The 17,890-nt window shown below is 47.7% G+C and carries 14 protein-coding genes; 8 read left to right on the forward strand and 6 right to left on the reverse strand.

Annotated features, from left to right (window positions below; translation table 11 throughout):
- Nucleotides 1–6: 6 nt before the first annotated feature.
- The 3 genes from ELR70_RS08340 to ELR70_RS08350 all read right to left on the reverse strand — a co-directional run bounded on the left by ELR70_RS08340 (nt 7) and on the right by ELR70_RS08350 (nt 3,597).
- Nucleotides 7–1,599: a hypothetical protein gene (locus ELR70_RS08340; RefSeq protein WP_054014539.1), complete on the reverse strand. Its 1,593-nt coding sequence runs from the start codon at nt 1,597–1,599 to the stop codon at nt 7–9.
- A 50-nt stretch (nt 1,600–1,649) separates the two neighbouring features.
- Nucleotides 1,650–2,795 (reverse strand): hypothetical protein, encoded by a 1,146-nt coding sequence (locus tag ELR70_RS08345; RefSeq protein ID WP_054014540.1) that lies wholly within the window; start codon nt 2,793–2,795, stop codon nt 1,650–1,652.
- 262 nt (nt 2,796–3,057) lie between these two features.
- Entirely contained in the window at nt 3,058–3,597 is a 540-nt protein-coding gene (locus tag ELR70_RS08350; RefSeq protein ID WP_054014541.1) for a DinB family protein, read from the reverse strand.
- Between the two features lie 214 nt (nt 3,598–3,811).
- On the opposite strand from ELR70_RS08350, the gene ELR70_RS08355 reads away from it, so the two are divergent.
- The 6 genes from ELR70_RS08355 (at nt 3,812) to glsB (ending at nt 9,648) form a co-directional block, all read left to right on the forward strand.
- Nucleotides 3,812–4,117, forward strand: a complete 306-nt coding sequence (locus ELR70_RS08355; RefSeq protein ID WP_054014542.1) for a helix-turn-helix transcriptional regulator — start codon at nt 3,812–3,814, stop codon at nt 4,115–4,117.
- Nucleotide 4,118: 1 nt separating this feature from the next.
- A complete protein-coding gene (locus ELR70_RS08360) occupies nt 4,119–4,673 on the forward strand; it encodes a hypothetical protein (RefSeq protein ID WP_054014543.1) in 555 nt (184 codons plus the stop codon).
- 693 nt (nt 4,674–5,366) lie between these two features.
- The gene (locus ELR70_RS08365; RefSeq protein ID WP_054014544.1) at nt 5,367–6,920 is read left to right on the forward strand and encodes a hypothetical protein; all 1,554 of its coding nucleotides are present in this window, start codon (nt 5,367–5,369) and stop codon (nt 6,918–6,920) included.
- 51 nt (nt 6,921–6,971) lie between these two features.
- Complete coding sequence (locus ELR70_RS08370) at nt 6,972–7,778, forward strand: hypothetical protein (protein ID WP_128064539.1); 807 nt, start codon at nt 6,972–6,974, stop codon at nt 7,776–7,778.
- A gap of 260 nt (nt 7,779–8,038) precedes the next feature.
- Nucleotides 8,039–8,602 carry a phosphoribosyltransferase family protein gene (locus tag ELR70_RS08375; protein WP_054014546.1) on the forward strand — a complete coding sequence of 188 codons (564 nt, stop codon included), beginning with the start codon at nt 8,039–8,041 and terminating at the stop codon, nt 8,600–8,602.
- Nucleotides 8,603–8,718: 116 nt separating this feature from the next.
- Nucleotides 8,719–9,648: a glutaminase B gene (gene glsB, locus ELR70_RS08380; RefSeq protein WP_054014547.1), complete on the forward strand. Its 930-nt coding sequence runs from the start codon at nt 8,719–8,721 to the stop codon at nt 9,646–9,648.
- Between the two features lie 48 nt (nt 9,649–9,696).
- On the opposite strand, the gene ELR70_RS08385 is transcribed toward glsB, so the two are convergent.
- On the reverse strand, nt 9,697–11,001 hold the full coding sequence (locus tag ELR70_RS08385; RefSeq protein ID WP_054014548.1) for an inosine/guanosine kinase: 1,305 nt from the start codon (nt 10,999–11,001) through the stop codon (nt 9,697–9,699).
- Between the two features lie 170 nt (nt 11,002–11,171).
- On the opposite strand from ELR70_RS08385, the gene tadA reads away from it, so the two are divergent.
- Nucleotides 11,172–11,693, forward strand: coding sequence for a tRNA adenosine(34) deaminase TadA (gene tadA / locus ELR70_RS08390; RefSeq protein WP_054014549.1), 522 nt, complete (start codon nt 11,172–11,174; stop codon nt 11,691–11,693).
- On the opposite strand, the gene ELR70_RS24810 is transcribed toward tadA, so the two are convergent.
- Together ELR70_RS24810 and mltF are read right to left on the reverse strand one after the other, a co-directional pair.
- Nucleotides 11,684–11,848 (reverse strand): hypothetical protein, encoded by a 165-nt coding sequence (locus ELR70_RS24810; RefSeq protein WP_164881437.1) that lies wholly within the window; start codon nt 11,846–11,848, stop codon nt 11,684–11,686. The genes tadA and ELR70_RS24810 overlap by 10 nt on opposite strands.
- A gap of 118 nt (nt 11,849–11,966) precedes the next feature.
- The gene (gene mltF, locus ELR70_RS08395; RefSeq protein ID WP_054014550.1) at nt 11,967–13,355 is read right to left on the reverse strand and encodes a membrane-bound lytic murein transglycosylase MltF; all 1,389 of its coding nucleotides are present in this window, start codon (nt 13,353–13,355) and stop codon (nt 11,967–11,969) included.
- A 182-nt stretch (nt 13,356–13,537) separates the two neighbouring features.
- Between mltF and purL the strand changes: the two genes are divergently transcribed.
- Nucleotides 13,538–17,422, forward strand: a complete 3,885-nt coding sequence (purL, locus tag ELR70_RS08400) for a phosphoribosylformylglycinamidine synthase (RefSeq protein WP_054014551.1) — start codon at nt 13,538–13,540, stop codon at nt 17,420–17,422.
- The last annotated feature ends 468 nt before the right edge of the window (nt 17,423–17,890 follow it).

Genomic DNA, 17,890 nt, shown 5'->3' on the forward strand with positions numbered 1-17,890 from the left:
GAACGATTATTCGCCTTGTATAAAAGCGTGATATTCCGGGCCCAAATGCCTTAGCAATTGCTCACGTCGCTCCTCTGTGTCATTGCCTTGCAAATAGCCTTTGATGGCATACCTTAGCGTCATAGGCTCCTTATCTTGCGGCCCGAGTAAGTAGTTTGCCAATGTTTCATCACTTTGCGAATAGCCCAGTGTTGCCAGGTTTGCAATGCCATCCATCGCTGCGGCGCGAATACTCAGTTCACGAGATTCATAAGAAGGGCCATGTGTGTGGTCAGAGGAAATTTTTGGCGCGTACGTATAGTCTGGTTTGGAGACAGCAATCTCGTATAGTTTGTTGTTTGCCAACGGGCTGTTTAGTTCACTCAATATGTGAACCGCAGACCAGCGTCGCATCTGGCCCGCAACTGAGAGCTCTGTATTGTCATATATTTTGATAAGCTCTGGGACAACGATATGAGCGTTTTCACGCAGGGCTTCCAGAGAATCCGCATACTGTTGATTGGCATCCTCTCCCATACCAAACAAATTGTTGAGGTGGGCCTCAATCATTTGCTCCAGCCGGGCATTACTGTAATTTATTGCACTGAGCTCAGGTTGTGGGTTCAAATCTTCTGCTTCAGTGATCAGCTCTGCTGGGATAAGGCTGAACAGGTCAAATGGGTAATGTTGAATGTGGGCCCCATCTTCTACGCGGATACTTTTCGCTCTGAACTGACCAATTTGTGGCGTGTTGTTGGGTAATGCTGCCAGGGTTAGCCGCGCAGCTGGTGAAAACCACGCGCCGTTGAAACGGTGTGAGAGCCTGACTTCGCTTGTGCCCAGATATATCACTGCCAGTGAGCCACTGGTACGGTTTTCAATAGCGGGCAGAGTTTCCAGGTCGCCATACACGTAAAGTGTAGTGGGGGTGCGTTTTTTCAGTTCTTGTTGTATGACGATTTTACTGTTTTCACCTGCCGTGAATGCCATCAGGTGAAACACCCCGGGAGTAATGTACCAGCTTGAGTTGGGCTCAAGAGTGACACTTTGGTAACTGCCCGGCTGACTAACAAGGGCTTTCTTTTGCGGTGCTTGCGAAGCTGTGACACTGAGCTGGCTTGTGGCTGCACTGATCTGCCAGTTCAACGCTTCAATGTTCATATCCAGTGCTGCCAGAGGTTGCAAATTGGTACCTGGCTTGGGTGGCTGAGTGTTATATTGCCTGGCATAGAGCTGTGTATTGCCGGGTGGTGCCAGCTCAAAGTTCAGTTTTGTAAACGCCAGTGCATGGCGCACAACATGACCTTCCCCTGATATATCGAACGTTTTATAACTGACTGCGGACCCCGGGACTGTCTTAACATCGCCCGATGGCAGGTGTTCAATTGCACTCAACTGCACTGAGCTTGCCAGCTCTAGCGACTCTGAAGCTGTCAGAGGTATGTGTTTAAGCGCGGTGGTATTTAGCCTGAACAGCGCTACAGAGCAGGTAACATCCGTCTGTGTTGTTTCACAGGTTACGGGCTTAAGCGGGTCTGAAGCATCGGCTTGATTGGCAGCGAATGCAGATACAGACAGGCCGAGTGCGATGACCACAGGCAGAAAATGGGAGTACTTCATACAATAACCTTTCAAAAGCCCTTTGCAGGGGCTGAGTGTTAAATCGAGCGTTATCTGGGGCCTGTCGCGACACAGATCCACGGAGGAGGGCCCATACTGTGTGGATTATGGCGACATTCAACTTTGGTGGGTTGTTTACCATATTTATTGACAAAGCCCGAGGTTGCTTGCGAGCGAACGGTTGACTCAACTCCACCAGCAGCAGTGTAGGTTACTGTTTTTGAAGGCTCCATTGGACGCGTTAAACCAGATGCAGTTGATTTGTTGATGATCTCAGCATCTTTATCTGCATGATATGGCGGCGGCGTGACAAAGCGATGATTGATAGTATAGTTTGCTTGTTGTTCCGCGCTGGCACGCATGGCAGGAGTTGCATCCTTGCCATTTACTGCGAACCACCATAGCCATAAGGCTTCATAGGTGTTCGAGCCATTATAACTCCAGTTGGAATCACAGCTTGAACCACTACATGCGCCACCAGCGCTACCATGTGCTTTGTCCATATGTCTGGCTTCGTGCACTAAGGTTGCGGCTCGTCCAATGACATCCTGATCATATAAACCCGGACGGCTGATGCTCATTTCTGAGCGTTTTACCCACTCCCAGCTGTAGAATTTTTTCTTCCATTTGAATCTGGCATACACACCTTCATCGCAAATAGAATGGGTGTTGTGAACGTCTTTTTGTGTTTCGTGATAGACCCAGCCTAAAATTGAGTTATCACCTGATTTATCCGCATTATCCAGCAACCAGATGCTGTTGAATAATCGCCCCTTGGGAGATGTGTAATCACATGCGTTACCGGCAAAGCTGCTTTCATTGACTGCGAAATTTGAGCGATAGGTCGAGTACTTGTTGCTGTCACAGGACTTTCGACCAATGGCGGCTTCGAATCGTGCGGTCGCATCATGCTTACTGTGTGAGCGCCCACACATTTCATAGCTGTCACTGCCGTAAGAGAGCGTTGCGACCTGGGCGGTTGCTGTACAGTACCATGGTAATGGATAACTTTCCGAACGACAGCTGGCACGTACGTTGGAAAGTGGATTACCATTTGCACGTTGCTCAAGCGACGAGATTGCCGCGGCCTTCCCTTGTTCCTGAGTATGACCATAGGCGCTGGCGGATATTGTTCTGGCAGCGTTTGCGGCAAAGGAGGATGTCGCAATTGCTACCACCAGTAGGGTATATTTCATTCATTTTCCTTATTGATTTTGTAGTGTCACAGAGAACCTGATTAGGGTACATTGTGCGGAATTTAAACACAATGCATTAATCTTTAAATTACATTAATTTTATTCATGTATATAAATGTAATAATTCAACATCAATGTGATAAGGAGCTTGTGGCCTGGGTGCTCAGAGCTGGATAGCTCTGAACTGGCAAGTGGGCACCTGCAATAGCGAATAAAGCTGGGGAAAGTGATTTGAGGTTTTTGTTATACCAATTTGCTATATCTAGATGTCGACATTGTTAATGAGCAGCAATAGATCTGTATCACCTATATCTTCGCCCAGTTGAGAAAAGAGGGTAGAAACTTGCCCCCTGTGATGAGTCTGATGATTAAAAAAGTGCATCAGTACGCTACTCAGGGGCTTGCTGAAAACAATGCCTTTGGTATTTCGGTAGGTCAGAGAAGTGTCTAAATCGGATTCTTGTAGTTCACTAATAAAACATAAAATGTGTTTGTCGAGCCACTGGCGATGTGTAGCCAGGCAAGTCAGGTCTTGAAAAAGACACTGGTCCAGACTGGTGGGGTCTGGTTGTTCCAACATGGGTTGCAGAGCTCTGGAGCAGGCAGCGTTCAAAGCAAAGCGCTTTAGCCAGATTGTGTCAGCCACCACAAGATGGTTTAAGGTGCCCAGTACTGAGCCAAAAAATGCCCCCTGGTCCTGTTTTAATGCCTCTTCGCTCAGACGCGCCGCCGCCTGATAAACTTTTTGATTCATCCACTGGTTGTAGTCGGCGAGTAATCCGAACTGAGTAAGTTGGCTCATGGTTGTGTCATTTCCTTTCGCATGTGCTTAGTGGTTGTTATAAAGACAGTGTAATACTAATACAAGTGGCTGATAAGTAATTATAAAGATAAATAAAAAAGACAGGGAGGCGATGAATATATTCATAGATGTACCTGAGCATATGCATTTAAGTTGTTGCTTTAGTTAACCTATAGTAATTATCTGTTTACAATTTTAACCCATGGAAAAAAGAATGAAGCATAGCCCAAGGAAGCGACAGCAGGAAATTGTTAGATTCAATCAGCTGGTTCAGCGCTCCATTCGCCAGATGCGCAATGAGCTCGGTTTAAGCCAAAAAGAATTGGCTGCCAAAATGTCGTCATCGGTTGACCAGTCAACGGTCAGCAACTGGGAAAGTGGCAAAACGGATATGACCAGTGCCCAGCTGCTGGATATCTTTATGATTTTTGGTAAGGACCTGGTGTCTTTGTATTTTCGCTTTCTGAGCGACAAACCATCGGACTGTCCGGATAAACAAAACGAAGAAGAGGAGTCATAAGATGGATTTTTATACAATAGTCAGTTATTCAGGTATTCCGTTTTTACTATTTGCACTGGTTTACACTTGGAAGTATGAAAGCTCACGGTACTTTTTGCTCTTGATGTTGCTCTTGGAAGTCGTCGATTTAGCCCTATACAAGATTAGTTATACCTGGACGACGCACATGTATTTATACAACATGGTGATATGTATGTTAATCGTAGTGCCTGTTGTTTACCGTAGTCGAATTGCGCTTTCTATATATAAGTTGACAGGTATTCCTTTCTTTTTACGTGTTTATAAAAATCATCACTTCTCGGTGCAAGAGATTGGTTTGATATTCTTACACCTTATAGACTTCATTTTGGCCGCATTTAATTACCTTGAGGTATGGCTATACAAGTTTTATGTGATTGATGGCTGGATAATGAGTAATGGTGTGCGCAATTTTATATTGGTTTCCTTAAACTTATTGATGTACTTATGTTTGTTAACTTATGCCGCTAAAACACCAGCCCGTGAGCTTTTCTATAAGGAGCGTGGGGAAAGCTTTGCTACCAAAGCACCCGATTAGTAGTACAAAATGCTTGGCGCCACTGATTGTTAGGGGTCGTTAGTGCCGGGCATGCTTACAAGCCAGGGTTTACTAATGGCCGCAAAGTGTGTATTTGTATTAATAAATTCATCATGCTGAGTACAATCCCATAGGGTGTGTCAGTAAATAGCGAGGAAGCGTAGGAATGAAAAACATCAGCAAAGCAGATTTGTTAAAAGTTCAGGGTGGGGTTAACAAGCCCGGTGATACGGATTTACCACCAAGAAGGCAACCAATTGAAAAGCCCCCAAGTCGTAACCGCAGCTCCTGCAAAAGAGCTCCAGTGAGTTTGGGGTTATATTGCTAAATATTGACAGGTCAGGTCAACTTCAAGGCTGGATGCAGGGTCAATAGCAGCGTTATCTGCAACTCATATCTTAAACGCCTGTCACTGTGCGTCAGGCGTCATTTCACGTAAGCCAACATCTTTCAAGTAAGCCAACATAAAAGGCCAGCAGTCACACGTATGTGCTTTTTGTGGTTTGTAAGCGTGTAGGATGCATTTGCTGCAACCACCAGAGCAGGCTAAGCCGGTTTAATGGCCGGACCTGCATAGCCTAGTGTCCTCCAGCGGGCCCTTTAGTATGTTTCAAATTGATGAATTTAATAATTACGGTTCATGATATTTTTGTATCTTCTTTGTTGTGGTAACTTTAAATAAAAGGAGATTTAATGTTTAAACCATTGATAAAAAGTGCAACGTCTGTCACTGCGGCCCTGATGCTTTGCGGCATTGCTAATGCAAATGAAGCAATGCTATCGGATGCGCCTGCGTGGACAGATCCGGAGCCTTGTCCGGTTGCACCGCTGGAAGCTGCTCAGGGAGAAACGAGTGGGCAAGCATTAAGGCGCAGCCCCGATGCGCTCATGCCTATGCAGCGTAATTGCGACGATTTTAACCCTCCTCCAACCCGAACTCGTTTCGACAGTGGTTACACGGTTTATCCAAACCGCAGTTTTGATACAGAGGTGACTCGCTATCGGTATGTCTGTATTCGCTGGCGCTGGGATGACGAGCAACCCGTAGGAGTGGATAAACCGGTACATTACAGCGACGGGCTGGAACTGAGCACCAATAGCATTGTTCCACAAGAGGGCGGATTCAGGATCTGTGAAGAGTACGCTTCGCGCCCGTTTACTGAAACCGGTGGCCATGTCAGCATTCGCTATGGTAATGACAACCGGCTGAATAAACCCATTGTACTGGTACAGGGCTATAATTTTGATATGCGGGGCTTTACACCGAATCGGGTGCCCAGTGAGCGGGAGGTATTGGATAATTTTGCTTACAACACCAGGATGTATGAGTCATATTATCGTTCTGTATACGATAATGGCTATGATCTGGTGGTGTTCCGCTATGCCAAGCAGGATGACGGAGTTCGCCACAACGCCAACGCACTGGCGGCAGCACTTAAATCACTGGCGGTGCAGAGCAGTGAAATTCGCTTAGTAGGACACTCCATGGGTGGCGTAGCCGGGCGGCTGGCACTGGGGTATCTGGAAAAAGAAGGCTTTAACCATAAGGTAAAAAACTTTGTGGCTGTAGATGCCCCCTTCAGGGGCGTGCATATGCCAGCGGATGTGATCAGTTTTGCCTATGAGATTGAAAATCAGGCCAATAAAATGAGATGCGGTGTTCGTTACCCTTTCAGTGGTTCCAGACGTAGTCAGTGCCGCCGAGAACGGGATCGCCTGCGCTCAATTAAAGACATTTTTACCAGCACAACCTTTAAAGACCTGCATGAGGGCAGCGCGGCAAACAACACCTTACAAAACCATATCCGTAGTCTGGATAACTACTTTGCCAATATGAGCGGTACTCATACTACGGCCATCAGTTATGGTTCTGATGATGGTAGATCTATTCCTGGAGTCTATACTGGCAACCGCTCGCTGGATCTCAAGGTGGATATTCAGTGGCACCTGTCAGGTGGCCGCCACTCCCGGCTATATAGCAGCGCCCGCTCCGATGATAACGGCAGTTATATTCAGCTCTACTACGATATTTCTCGGGAGATGGATAATGCCGCTTCCTGGGCCATTGGCTATGACAGAGGTATCAGAGATACAGACGACATAACCGGACGCATGAGTTTTGTTAGTGCATCTTCCGCGTTGGATAGGGCTGCTTTTGATGTATCTCGCTACTACAACGCAAGTGTCAAGAAGCATTATGATCATCGCATTATATTATTTTCCAAATCAGATATTGGAATAGATTAATTTTAGAAATTGGCAGCCATTGTGGCTGCCTCAACAAGGAAACGTAACATCATGACAAAGCCGATACTCTTAAGCATGTTAATACTGACTCTGGCAGGTTGTAGTGGTAAATCTTCTGATGAGATATCAGAGGCCAATTTTACCCTAAGTAATATCGACATAAGTATTTCCGAATGGCGAGGCACTCATCTAAAATCGGAAGTAATTGGCGAAGTATGGCTTGCCGATGAAAACACAAAGCGCGCAACTTTGACTGGGAATGACTCTGTGATCTTAGCCGGTCCTGGCGAGATCGAAATCACGGCCCATAACCGGTCAAAAACAACAGGCACAGATTATTGTTGTAACGTGTACTGGGCGTCAGAAAATATATCGGCTTCCGTTGATGGCCAATGGCAACTTAGTATTAACAGGCAATCAAAGCAAATAGATAGTTATCCGCTTGATTTTCCTCAACTTGTAGAGCTAACTTACCCAGCCAGCGAGCAAGACTATGATACGTTCGTCTATTCAGGTAGTGATGTCATCATTACATGGGATCCCAATTCAGCCAGCGATTTAAAAAGTTTCTATTTTCAGATCCGTACATTGAAAGAAGGTGAAAAGTGTAACGCTAAACAAACCATGGTACTAAGCAGTGATGTGACTGTCGATCCGGATAATTTTAGCGTCGAAGAACAGCTTATCATCCCAGCTGAGCTGATTGATTTATGCCCATCTCCTATCAGTATTGAAGTCGGGTTGAGTAGTGAGAGTGTGAGCGTTCCCGTAAAAAGTACAACATACGGTAAGTCTTTAACCGCTAAGCTCGCTTCTAGTTTGGTTATAACGCTCAGTGAGCTAGAACAGAACCCATGATTTCACAAATAAGCAGTGTATAACAAAGCATGATGGTTTTGACTCGCTCCTATACTGGTTGCGATATTTAAGCCTCTAAGATCTTAAGGCTAGTCATCATCCTGTAAAAAAACTGCGCTAGCGCAAGCAATTTTTTTTCGACTCAGCTAAAATACTCGGTTATACGTTATTCTCAGCCGTGCTGATTGCTGTGGTGTCTGTAGTGGCACGTTAAAACGCAGGTTTGCACGGTGTTCTTTGCTCAATGACACGGGGTTTGTATGTCTGACAAGTGCTATATCACGGCGCAACAATTACTTGAAGATTCATTTCGACTGGCGGCTCAGGTTTATGAAGACGGCTTTCGTCCCGACTTTATTATCGGTATTTGGCGTGGCGGCGCGCCTATCGGTATTGCGGTTCAGGAGTACTACGATTACAAAGGCATAGAAACAGACCACATTGCGGTGCGCACCTCGTCTTACTATGGTATTGGCAAGCAGTCGAAAGAGATCAAAGTGCATGGTTTGCACTACATTATCGAAAACGCAAATGCCGGCGATTCGTTGCTTATTGTGGACGATGTATTTGATTCTGGGCGCAGTATTTATGCGTTACGTGAAAAGCTCGAAGAGCTGATGCGTCTGAACCTGCCAAAAGACATTCGTGTTGCCTGTCCATACTACAAGCCAACCAATAAAAAAGTGCCGATGACGCCGGATTACTTTATCCATGAGTCGGATGAATGGCTGGTCTTCCCCCATGAGCTGTCAGGGTTAACACCAGACGAGCTGATCGCCGGAAAATCAGATTTGGCCAATATCAAAGATTTGTTTACTAAGTAAATCAGGCCGACTCGTTAGCTAAAAAGCCGCGCTGAGTGATATCAGGGCGGCTTTTTTGTGGGCGCAGATCTGTTACACTCGCGCTATTGTGCTTTTTGATATGAATTTAGCTCTCTATGACTACTGCTGCGCCCGATTATCAGGCCATTTTGCAACAGGTTGCACAGCAAGTGCAGCCCTTGTCCCATCAGGGAAAAGTGGCCGATTATATTCCTGCTTTGGCAGAGCACTCTCTGGGACAATTTGCCATCGCCTTGCACACTGCCGACGGGCAGACTTATAGTGCCGGTCATTGCGATAGCCGCTTTACCATTCAGTCTGTCTCCAAGGTGATGACTCTGACGCTCGCCTTACAGCGTTATGGCGATGAGCTTTGGCAGCGGGTAGGTAAAGAACCGTCTGGCACGGCATTTAATTCATTGACTCAGCTCGAGTTTGAAAACGGCATTCCCCGTAATCCCTTTATCAATGCCGGTGCCATTGTTACCTGTGATGCTTTATTCAGCCGCCTGAGTGCGCCAATCCACACTATGCTGGAGAGCTACCGAAGCCACACCGCCAATCCTAAGGTGGGGATCAACAAGGTGGTGGCACAATCAGAGTATGATCACCGCTATCGCAATGCAGCCATGGCGTATTTGATGAAGTCATTTGGCAACTTTGACAATCAGGTTGAAGAGGTGCTGTGGTCGTATTTTAACTTTTGCGCCATTGAGCTGAATGTGTGTGAATTAGCCCGGGCGTTCTCTTACCTTTCAACCGGTGGTGTGTGTCAGCAAAGTGGTCAGCGGGTGTTGAGCACACGTCAGACTCAACAACTCAATTCTCTGTTGTTTACCAGTGGGTTATATGATGCCGCCGGAGACTTTGCCTATCGGGTAGGCATGCCGGGTAAATCCGGGGTGTCGGGCACCATCATTGCGGTCGCTCCCGAGCGCTTTACAGTAGCTGTGTGGTCGCCAGGGTTAGATAAAGTGGGGAATTCTGTGGCCGGGATTGCAGCGCTTGAGAAGCTGGCTGAAAAACTGGGTACCGCGCTGTTTTAACTGTGATGCACAAATAAAAACGGGCGCCGCGGCGCCCGTTTTTGATGTTTACTGGTCCCAGTAGGTTTGTTCCAGCGAATCTTCTCGCTCTGGCAAACCACGCGACAGGCGCGGCGAATGCTGCACTAATACTTCGTAACTGGCACGGTTAGCATATTTGCTGATCTGCGCCAGTGAAGAATAGGTGATGGCATGTTGTTCATGCTTGGCAGAATTGGGTACATTGATCTTGTGATACACATTGGCAGACAGGTCATGCAATACCGCAGCCAGTGCACAATCCCCGGCACCATTGGTATTTTTAATGGTGTCTGGACCACCCATGTAAGGGGCGGTGTGGCTGTATGCTTTGATTGGCTTTTCGCAAGCGCTGCGACGCATTGCCCGTGAGAATTCATACTGGTTGAATTCAGGAATGGCCCCTGGCAGCAGCGGATATTCGGTTTCGCGTTTTTTCTCTTCGTCCACGTAACCGGCCATAAACAGGCCTTTTGGTCCGGCTGTACAGATCACTAAATCTACCCAGTCCAGCGCTTTATCGGCGGCCAGCAGTGGATCGTCAAAGCCGGTGATGGCTTCGCCTTCTTCCTCGTTCATAGCAAGAATATCAACGTGTTTTTCAACAAACTCAGCCCACCAGGCGGGATCTTGTTCGATCAAGAACTTAGTGCCGAGCGTGAGTACGACAGGCACCCCTGCATCGTTCGCGTACTTGACAGCTTGCATGGTCGCCTGAGTCATGGTTTCTTCGCCTGAGGTGCGCATCAGATAGGCGCTGATCACTAAGGCTGAGGCGTCTTCAATCAACGACTTGTCAATAGACTCAGGCTTGAGGTGATTCATCATACCTGCGCTGATCGCGAAGGTACGTTCGCCACTGTCGTCAATCAGGGTAAAGCAGCGGCCGATAGGACCGGGCACTGGTTGCAGATAATCAAGATCGACGCGACTGGAAGTGTTACACAAAAACTTATAGGCATAGCTGCCTATTTGAATGTTTTCGCTCATAACGCCTAGTAACACCGAGCGGCTATCTGCCAGCACGGAGTAGTTGTGCATCGTGTTCCCTATGGTGCCGCCAGCAAATTCATAGTCAATCATGTCATCACGTTTCAGGCGGTCATAGAGCGCGTTGGTGACATCATTGTCTATCACTTGAGACATACCGCGTTGCAGCCCAAACTCATCAAGGAAGGCCTGATCGACCTTAGCTTCGATGTCTACTACTATCTGGTCTATACCACAAATGTAGTTGCGTTTAAGTCGGTCGACGACGTGTAACTGGTTAATTATAGGGTCTTTATCTTCGACTGGAAAATAATGTTTATGTCTTCTGCGGCCCGGAAATTTCATGTTTTACCCGTGTGTGTTGAGCTCGTCAAATAAAAAAAGCGGCGAATTATAGCTTAAATTGATATCAATGAGCCATGGCAATTTGCTAATTTTAGCAATATAACTGTCACAGTGCGCAGTTCGTGACAATACGCTAGAATATCCTCCATTTTGTACCCAGGAGCACACAGGTGGACGAACAACAGCAAGATCTTTATTGGATGCAGCAGGCACTGGAGTATGCCGACAAGGCCGAGCAGGAAAATGAGATCCCGGTTGGCGCCGTAGTGGTAAAAGACGGTGAGCTGGTTGGGGTGGGCTGGAATCGTTCGATCTGTTGTCACGATCCTTCCGCTCATGCCGAGATGTTGGCTATCAGAGATGCTGGCCAGCGCGTCGAAAATTATCGGCTGGTGGATTGCACCCTTTATGTCACATTAGAGCCTTGCCCTATGTGTGCCGGCTTACTGGTACATAGTCGTATTAAGCGGGTGGTGTATGGCGCATCGGATGCAAAAACAGGCGCCGCGGGATCGATTATGAACTTATTGCAGGAGCCCAAACTCAATCATCAGGTTGAGGTTACCTCAGGGGTATTAGCAGAGCTATGTGGTGATAAGTTATCGGCGTTCTTTCGCCGTCGTCGTAAAGAGATAAAAGCACAGAAAAAGGCCAGACAGGCCGATTTAAACGACAAAGCGGCTCAGGGTTGAGCCGCTCTTTCGTCTGCCGCTATCTGGATCAATGCATAGATGCGGCGGCGCAGTAAAATTTTACGGTGAATGTTGCGGAGCATAATACGGCGACGATTTGGGCTCGTGTTGCGCGTGTTACGCTTAAATTGATGAGTACGACGTCTTCTTAGCATCGTAACCTCCATTTTTAGTGAGAGAACAACTACGCGCGATAGCTATAGCGTAATAGTATGTCAGCTTAATGACAGAGTCAGGACATAATACCGGATACTTAACACAGCGCCTTGCAGATCAGTTGGTTGGTTGCTCTGAGTCTGTATTGACTTGAAGGGCCCCATTGTCATCTAACCAGATCAGGGCGTCGTAGTACCGGCGAATGTTATCCACATAAGTTACTGCCACATCGCCGCGCGCATATCCATATTTTGTCTTTCGATAGTAGCGCTTTTTGGTGAGCAGTGGTAGTCGTTTTTTCACCTCGGCCCAGCTCATTGGGTCTGCGCCCTGGCGTTCAGTCAGCTTACGTGCATCATTCACGTGACCCCACCCAACGTTATACGCAGCCAGTGCAAACCAGGTTCTGTCCGGTGCACTGATCTGTTTGGGAATACGGTCAATGAGCTTACGCAGATAGCGGGCTCCACCGCGAATATTTTGTTCGGGTTTCAGTCTGTGGGTTACGCCCACCTGCTTGGCGGTACGTTGAGTTAGCATCATGATCCCACGCACCCCCGTGGGAGACTTGGCTCTGGGGTTCCACATGGATTCCTGATAGCTCAATGCGGCCAGTAAGCGCCAGTCAAGCTGGTGTTGCTCCGCATATTGGATAAACCAGTCCTGATATTTGGGTAGTGTGGTTTTACTAGCCTCGACAAATGCCAGGGTGTTGACATAATTAAAGCGTTTGACATGGCCAAAGTACTTTTCCTCGAGTGCTACCAGCTGCGCAGAGTGTTGCATCTTGGCAAAAAACGGTGGCAGTAACGCGAACAATGAATCGTCTTTATCGTGACGCAGCACCCAGCTAACCGGATCGGCCTGAGTGACTGAAAAGGCTATACTGACATTGGGGTGATAGCGCCGAAACAGTGCCAGAGAGTGCGAATCGACAACGGTATACTGGACGTCACCGTCTATGATCCCTTGCAATAATTCTTCCTGATCCCGGTCGTCAACCGTCTGCCAGCTGAGTTCTGGGTATTGCTGCTGTGCCGCTTGTAAAGAAATCACATGGTGGCTGTCGGCTAAAACGGTGACGGGGCCATTCAACTGAGCAAAGTTCCGTGGTCGTGTGTTTCCTTGCTTAAAGACTAATTTTTGGCTGATCTCCCTATAGCTAGGGCCAAAACGAAAATCGGCAGCCCGCTGCGGGTGATAACTGAGTCCGGCCGCTGCAATATCCAGATCGCCGCTTTGCAGGCGTTCAAACAGTTTTTTCAGACTAAAAAAAGGCACCATCTGTAGCTCAACGCCCAGTTCATCGGCAAATTGCTCAGCCAGTTCATATTCGAACCCCTGTTCACCACCAATGCCCTGATAAAAGGTCGCTGGACCAACCAAAGTGCCAATGCGGATCACTTCCTGCGTTTTGATCCGTTGCAACTGAGTGGCAGGCATTTTTTCGCAGCTGCTCAGTAACAGCAAACAGCACAGTATTAGCACAGAGGAAAGCAAATGCATAAGTGACTTTGGGCTCCTTGGTAAACGAGGGTGGCAGAGGGTTCCATGCTCGCAATTAACGGTGCTTTTGTGAAGGGGCTTTTTTTCGATAATTGCTAAATTTGAGTTAAATAAGGAGGGCAAATCGACTATAATGGCGGCCCAAAATATCGTTCAATCCTTAACCCCGGATGAAAATACCTATGTTGATCCTACGTGGTGCACCTGCACTTTCTGATTTCAAAGTTCAAAAAATCCTTAAAAGCTGTAACGATGCGCAATTGCCAGTCACTGGTGTGTATGCCGAGTTCATGCATTTTGCTGACCTGACAGCGGAACTTTCTGAGTCTGAACTGGACAAGCTGAGCAAGCTTTTAAAGTACGGCCCGACCATTGCCGAACATGCGCCTGAAGGAACCCTGATTTTAGTTACGCCGCGAATTGGTACTATTTCGCCCTGGGCATCTAAAGCCACAGACATTGCTAACAACTGCGGCCTGGACAAAGTACACCGCGTAGAGCGTGGTATTGCCTACTATGTTGAGGGCGCGCTGAGTGCAGAGCAGACAGCTGAGGTCGCTAAACTATTGCACGACCGCATGACCGAGTCAGTGCACAGCACACTGGAAGACGCGGGTCAGCTTTTCCGCGTTGAAGAGCCGCGCCCAATGTCATCAGTAGACATTCTTGGTGGTGGCCGTGAAGCGCTTGTTACTGCAAATATAGAGCAAGGTTTTGCATTAGCGGATGACGAAATTGATTACCTGGTTGAGAACTTCACTAAGCTAGGCCGTAACCCGAACGACATCGAGTTATTCATGTTCGCACAGGCGAACTCTGAACATTGTCGTCACAAGATTTTCAATGCTGACTGGACTATTGACGGCGTAGAACAGCCTAAGTCGCTGTTCAAAATGATTAAAAATACTTACGAGACGCACCCGGAAAATGTCCTGTCTGCTTATAAAGACAACGCAGCGGTTATGAAGGGCTCTAAAGCGGGTCGTTTCTTCCCAAATAAAGACGGTGAGTACAGCTACAATCAAGAGAACATTGAAATCTTGATGAAGGTTGAAACCCACAACCACCCAACTGCGATTGCCCCATTCTCAGGCGCATCAACGGGTTCAGGTGGTGAAATTCGTGACGAAGGCGCAACAGGCCGTGGTTCTAAGCCAAAAGCTGGTCTGGTTGGTTTTACTGTGTCTAACCTTCGCATCCCTGGTTTTGAGCAGCCGTGGGAAACTAACTTTGGTAAACCCGGTCGTATCGTTAATGCGCTGGACATCATGATTGACGGCCCTCTGGGTGGCGCGGCGTTCAACAACGAATTTGGTCGTCCTAACCTGCTTGGCTACTTCCGTACTTACGAAGAAAAAGTGAACAGCCACAATGGTGAAGAGGTACGTGGTTACCACAAGCCAATCATGCTTGCCGGTGGTCTGGGTAACATCCGTACTGAACACGTTCAAAAGGGCGAAATCCCAGTTGGTGCCAAGCTAATCGCACTAGGTGGTCCGGCGATGAACATCGGTCTGGGTGGTGGTGCTGCATCATCAATGGCATCAGGTCAATCAAACGAAGACTTAGACTTTGCTTCTGTACAGCGTGAAAACCCAGAGATGGAGCGTCGTTGTCAGGAAGTTATCGATAAGTGTTGGCAGCTAGGTGACGAAAACCCCATCGCATTTATCCACGATGTGGGCGCGGGCGGTCTTTCAAACGCATTCCCTGAGCTGGTAGACGACGGTGGCCGTGGTGGTAAATTCCAACTACGTAATATCCCGAATGATGAGCCGGGCATGGCACCACACGAGATTTGGTGTAACGAATCACAAGAACGTTACGTACTTGCTGTTGCGGCAGAAGACTTCGCTCGTTTTGAAGAGATCTGTAAGCGTGAGCGCGCACAGTACGCTGTAATCGGTGAAGCAACCGAAGAGCGTCATCTAACCGTTGCCGATAGCCACTTTGATAACAACCCTGTCGATCTTCCGCTTGAAGTATTACTTGGTAAAGCACCTAAGATGCACCGTGACGTTGAGTCAAAGAAAGTTGAAGGTGAAGCACTTAACACTGACAGCATCGACGTTGAAGAAGCCGCCAAGCGTTTACTTCGCCTACCAACGATTGCTGAGAAAACGTTCCTTATCACCATTGGTGACCGTACGGTGACAGGTCTGGTGGCACGTGACCAAATGGTTGGCCCTTGGCAGGTACCGGTAGCAAACTGTGCGGTAACGGCAGCTGCGTTTGACACTTACCACGGTGAAGCGATGTCAATGGGTGAGCGCACACCTGCAGCACTTCTAAACTATGGTGCATCAGCACGTTTGGCAGTAGCAGAAGCGTTAACGAACATTGCTGGCGCAAACATTGGTGGTCTTGAGAACATCAAGCTATCTGCAAACTGGATGGCTGCAGCGGGTCACCCGGGTGAAGACGCAGGTCTTTACGAAGCAGTTAAAGCTGTGGGTGAAGAGTTATGTCCAGCACTTGGTCTAACGATCCCAGTTGGTAAAGACTCAATGTCAATGAAGACAACATGGCAAGATGACGGTGAAGATAAAGCGGTAACAGCGCCACTTTCTCTTATCATCACTGCATTTGGCCGTGTAGAAGACATTCGTAAAACGGTCACGCCTCAGCTTCGTACTGACAAAGGCGATTCAAGCCTGATCTTAGTTGATTTAGGTGCAGGTCAAAACCGCATGGGTGCATCAAGCCTTGCACAGGTTTACAAGCAGCTTGGTGACAAGACGCCTGACGTTGATAGCCCAGAGCTGTTAAAAGGCTTCTACAACGCAATGCAAGCACTTGTCGCTGATGAGAAGCTACTTGCTTACCACGACCGTTCAGACGGTGGTTTATTCACAACGGTTGCTGAAATGGCCTTCGCAGGTCGTACCGGTGTCACGGTAAACCTGGATAGCCTGACAGGCTCTGACATCGAAGCGCTTTACAATGAAGAGCTGGGTGCAGTGATTCAGGTTCGAAATTCCGACCTTGCAGCTGTTGAAGCAATTCTTGCTGACAACGGCCTTGCAGCTATCAGCCATACTATCGGTGCGCTAAACACAGAAGATAAGGTTATCTTCAACCGTGGCGGCGAAGCCGTACTGGCAAATACACGTACTGAACTACGTACGATTTGGGCTGAAACCACATATAAGATGCAGGCACTGCGTGATAACCCAGAGTGTGCTAAGCAAGAATTTGATGCCAAATTTGACGAAAAAGATCCGGGTCTTAACGTTAAACTAAGCTTCGACATTAACGAAGATGTAGCGGCACCTTACATCGCAACCGGTGCTAAGCCTAAGATGGCAATCTTACGTGAGCAAGGCGTAAACTCACACGTTGAAATGGCAGCCGCATTTAACCGTGCAGGCTTTGCAGCAGTAGACGTACACATGAGTGACATCCTTGAAGGTCGCTTAACGCTAGACCAGTTCAAGGGCCTTGTAGCCTGTGGTGGTTTCTCTTACGGTGACGTACTAGGTGCAGGTGAAGGTTGGGCTAAGTCAATTCTATTTAATGACATGGCACGCGACCAGTTCCAAACATTCTTTGAGCGTCAAGACACGTTCAGCTTAGGTGTGTGTAACGGCTGTCAGATGCTATCAACTCTGAAAGAGCTTATCCCGGGCACTGAGCACTGGCCACGTTTTGTAACCAACAAGTCAGAGCGTTTTGAAGCACGTTTCAGCCTGGTTGAAGTACAAGAAAGCCCGTCAGTATTCTTCCAGGGGATGGCTGGCTCACGTATGCCAATCGCAGTATCTCACGGTGAAGGTCACGCTGAGTTTGCCAACGACGCAGCAGTGAAAGCAGCACTTGAGTCTGGCACAGTAGCCGTTCAGTACGTTGATAACTATGGCAATCCAACAACGCAATACCCGAACAACCCGAATGGTTCTCCAGAAGGTATTACAGGTATTACGTCAACGGATGGTCGTGCAACAGTCATGATGCCACACCCAGAGCGCGTATTCCGTGCAGTCGCTAACTCTTGGCACCCGGATGAGTGGAAAGAGGATAGCCCGTGGATGCGCATGTTCCGCAACGCACGTAAGAATGTGAGTTAATTGAGAACTCTATAATAGAAAAAGGTCGCTTCGGTGGCCTTTTTTATTGCTTGAAAAGAGCTAACTCTTGGCAGCGATACCCACGACAAGAGTGGAACGATGACAGCCCGTGGATGCGCATGTTCCGCAACGCACGTAAGAATGTGAGTTAATTGAGAACCCTATAATAGTAAAAGGTCACTGCGGTGGCCTTTTTTATTGCTTGAAAAGAGCTAACTCTTGGCAGCGATACCTTTGATAAGAGTGGAACGATGACAGCCCGTGGATGCGCATGTTCCGCAACGCACGTAAGAATGTGAGTTAATTGAGAACTCTATAGTAGAAAAAGGTCGCTTCGGTGGCCTTTTTTATTGCTTGAAAAGAGCTAACTCTTGGCAGCGATACCCACGACAAGAGTGGAATGATGACAGCCCGTGGATGCGCATGTTCCGCAACGCACGTAAGAATGTGAGTTAATTGAGAACTCTA

Source organism: Pseudoalteromonas sp. R3 (assembly GCF_004014715.1).
In the GTDB taxonomy this organism is placed as follows: domain Bacteria; phylum Pseudomonadota; class Gammaproteobacteria; order Enterobacterales; family Alteromonadaceae; genus Pseudoalteromonas.

What these genes read in the sequence shown, in the direction of transcription:
- ELR70_RS08370 (WP_128064539.1), top strand. Translation starts at nt 6,972, where the DNA reads ATGACAAAGCCGATACTCTTAAGCATGTTAATACTGACTCTGGCAGGT.
- ELR70_RS08360 (WP_054014543.1), top strand. Translation starts at nt 4,119, where the DNA reads ATGGATTTTTATACAATAGTCAGTTATTCAGGTATTCCGTTTTTACTA.
- ELR70_RS08365 (WP_054014544.1), top strand. Translation starts at nt 5,367, where the DNA reads ATGTTTAAACCATTGATAAAAAGTGCAACGTCTGTCACTGCGGCCCTG.
- mltF (WP_054014550.1), bottom strand. Translation starts at nt 13,355, where the DNA reads ATGCATTTGCTTTCCTCTGTGCTAATACTGTGCTGTTTGCTGTTACTG.
- ELR70_RS08385 (WP_054014548.1), bottom strand. Translation starts at nt 11,001, where the DNA reads ATGAAATTTCCGGGCCGCAGAAGACATAAACATTATTTTCCAGTCGAA.
- purL (WP_054014551.1), top strand. Translation starts at nt 13,538, where the DNA reads ATGTTGATCCTACGTGGTGCACCTGCACTTTCTGATTTCAAAGTTCAA.
- ELR70_RS08345 (WP_054014540.1), bottom strand. Translation starts at nt 2,795, where the DNA reads ATGAAATATACCCTACTGGTGGTAGCAATTGCGACATCCTCCTTTGCC.
- ELR70_RS08375 (WP_054014546.1), top strand. Translation starts at nt 8,039, where the DNA reads ATGTCTGACAAGTGCTATATCACGGCGCAACAATTACTTGAAGATTCA.
- ELR70_RS24810 (WP_164881437.1), bottom strand. Translation starts at nt 11,848, where the DNA reads ATGCTAAGAAGACGTCGTACTCATCAATTTAAGCGTAACACGCGCAAC.
- ELR70_RS08355 (WP_054014542.1), top strand. Translation starts at nt 3,812, where the DNA reads ATGAAGCATAGCCCAAGGAAGCGACAGCAGGAAATTGTTAGATTCAAT.
- ELR70_RS08350 (WP_054014541.1), bottom strand. Translation starts at nt 3,597, where the DNA reads ATGAGCCAACTTACTCAGTTCGGATTACTCGCCGACTACAACCAGTGG.
- glsB (WP_054014547.1), top strand. Translation starts at nt 8,719, where the DNA reads ATGACTACTGCTGCGCCCGATTATCAGGCCATTTTGCAACAGGTTGCA.
- ELR70_RS08340 (WP_054014539.1), bottom strand. Translation starts at nt 1,599, where the DNA reads ATGAAGTACTCCCATTTTCTGCCTGTGGTCATCGCACTCGGCCTGTCT.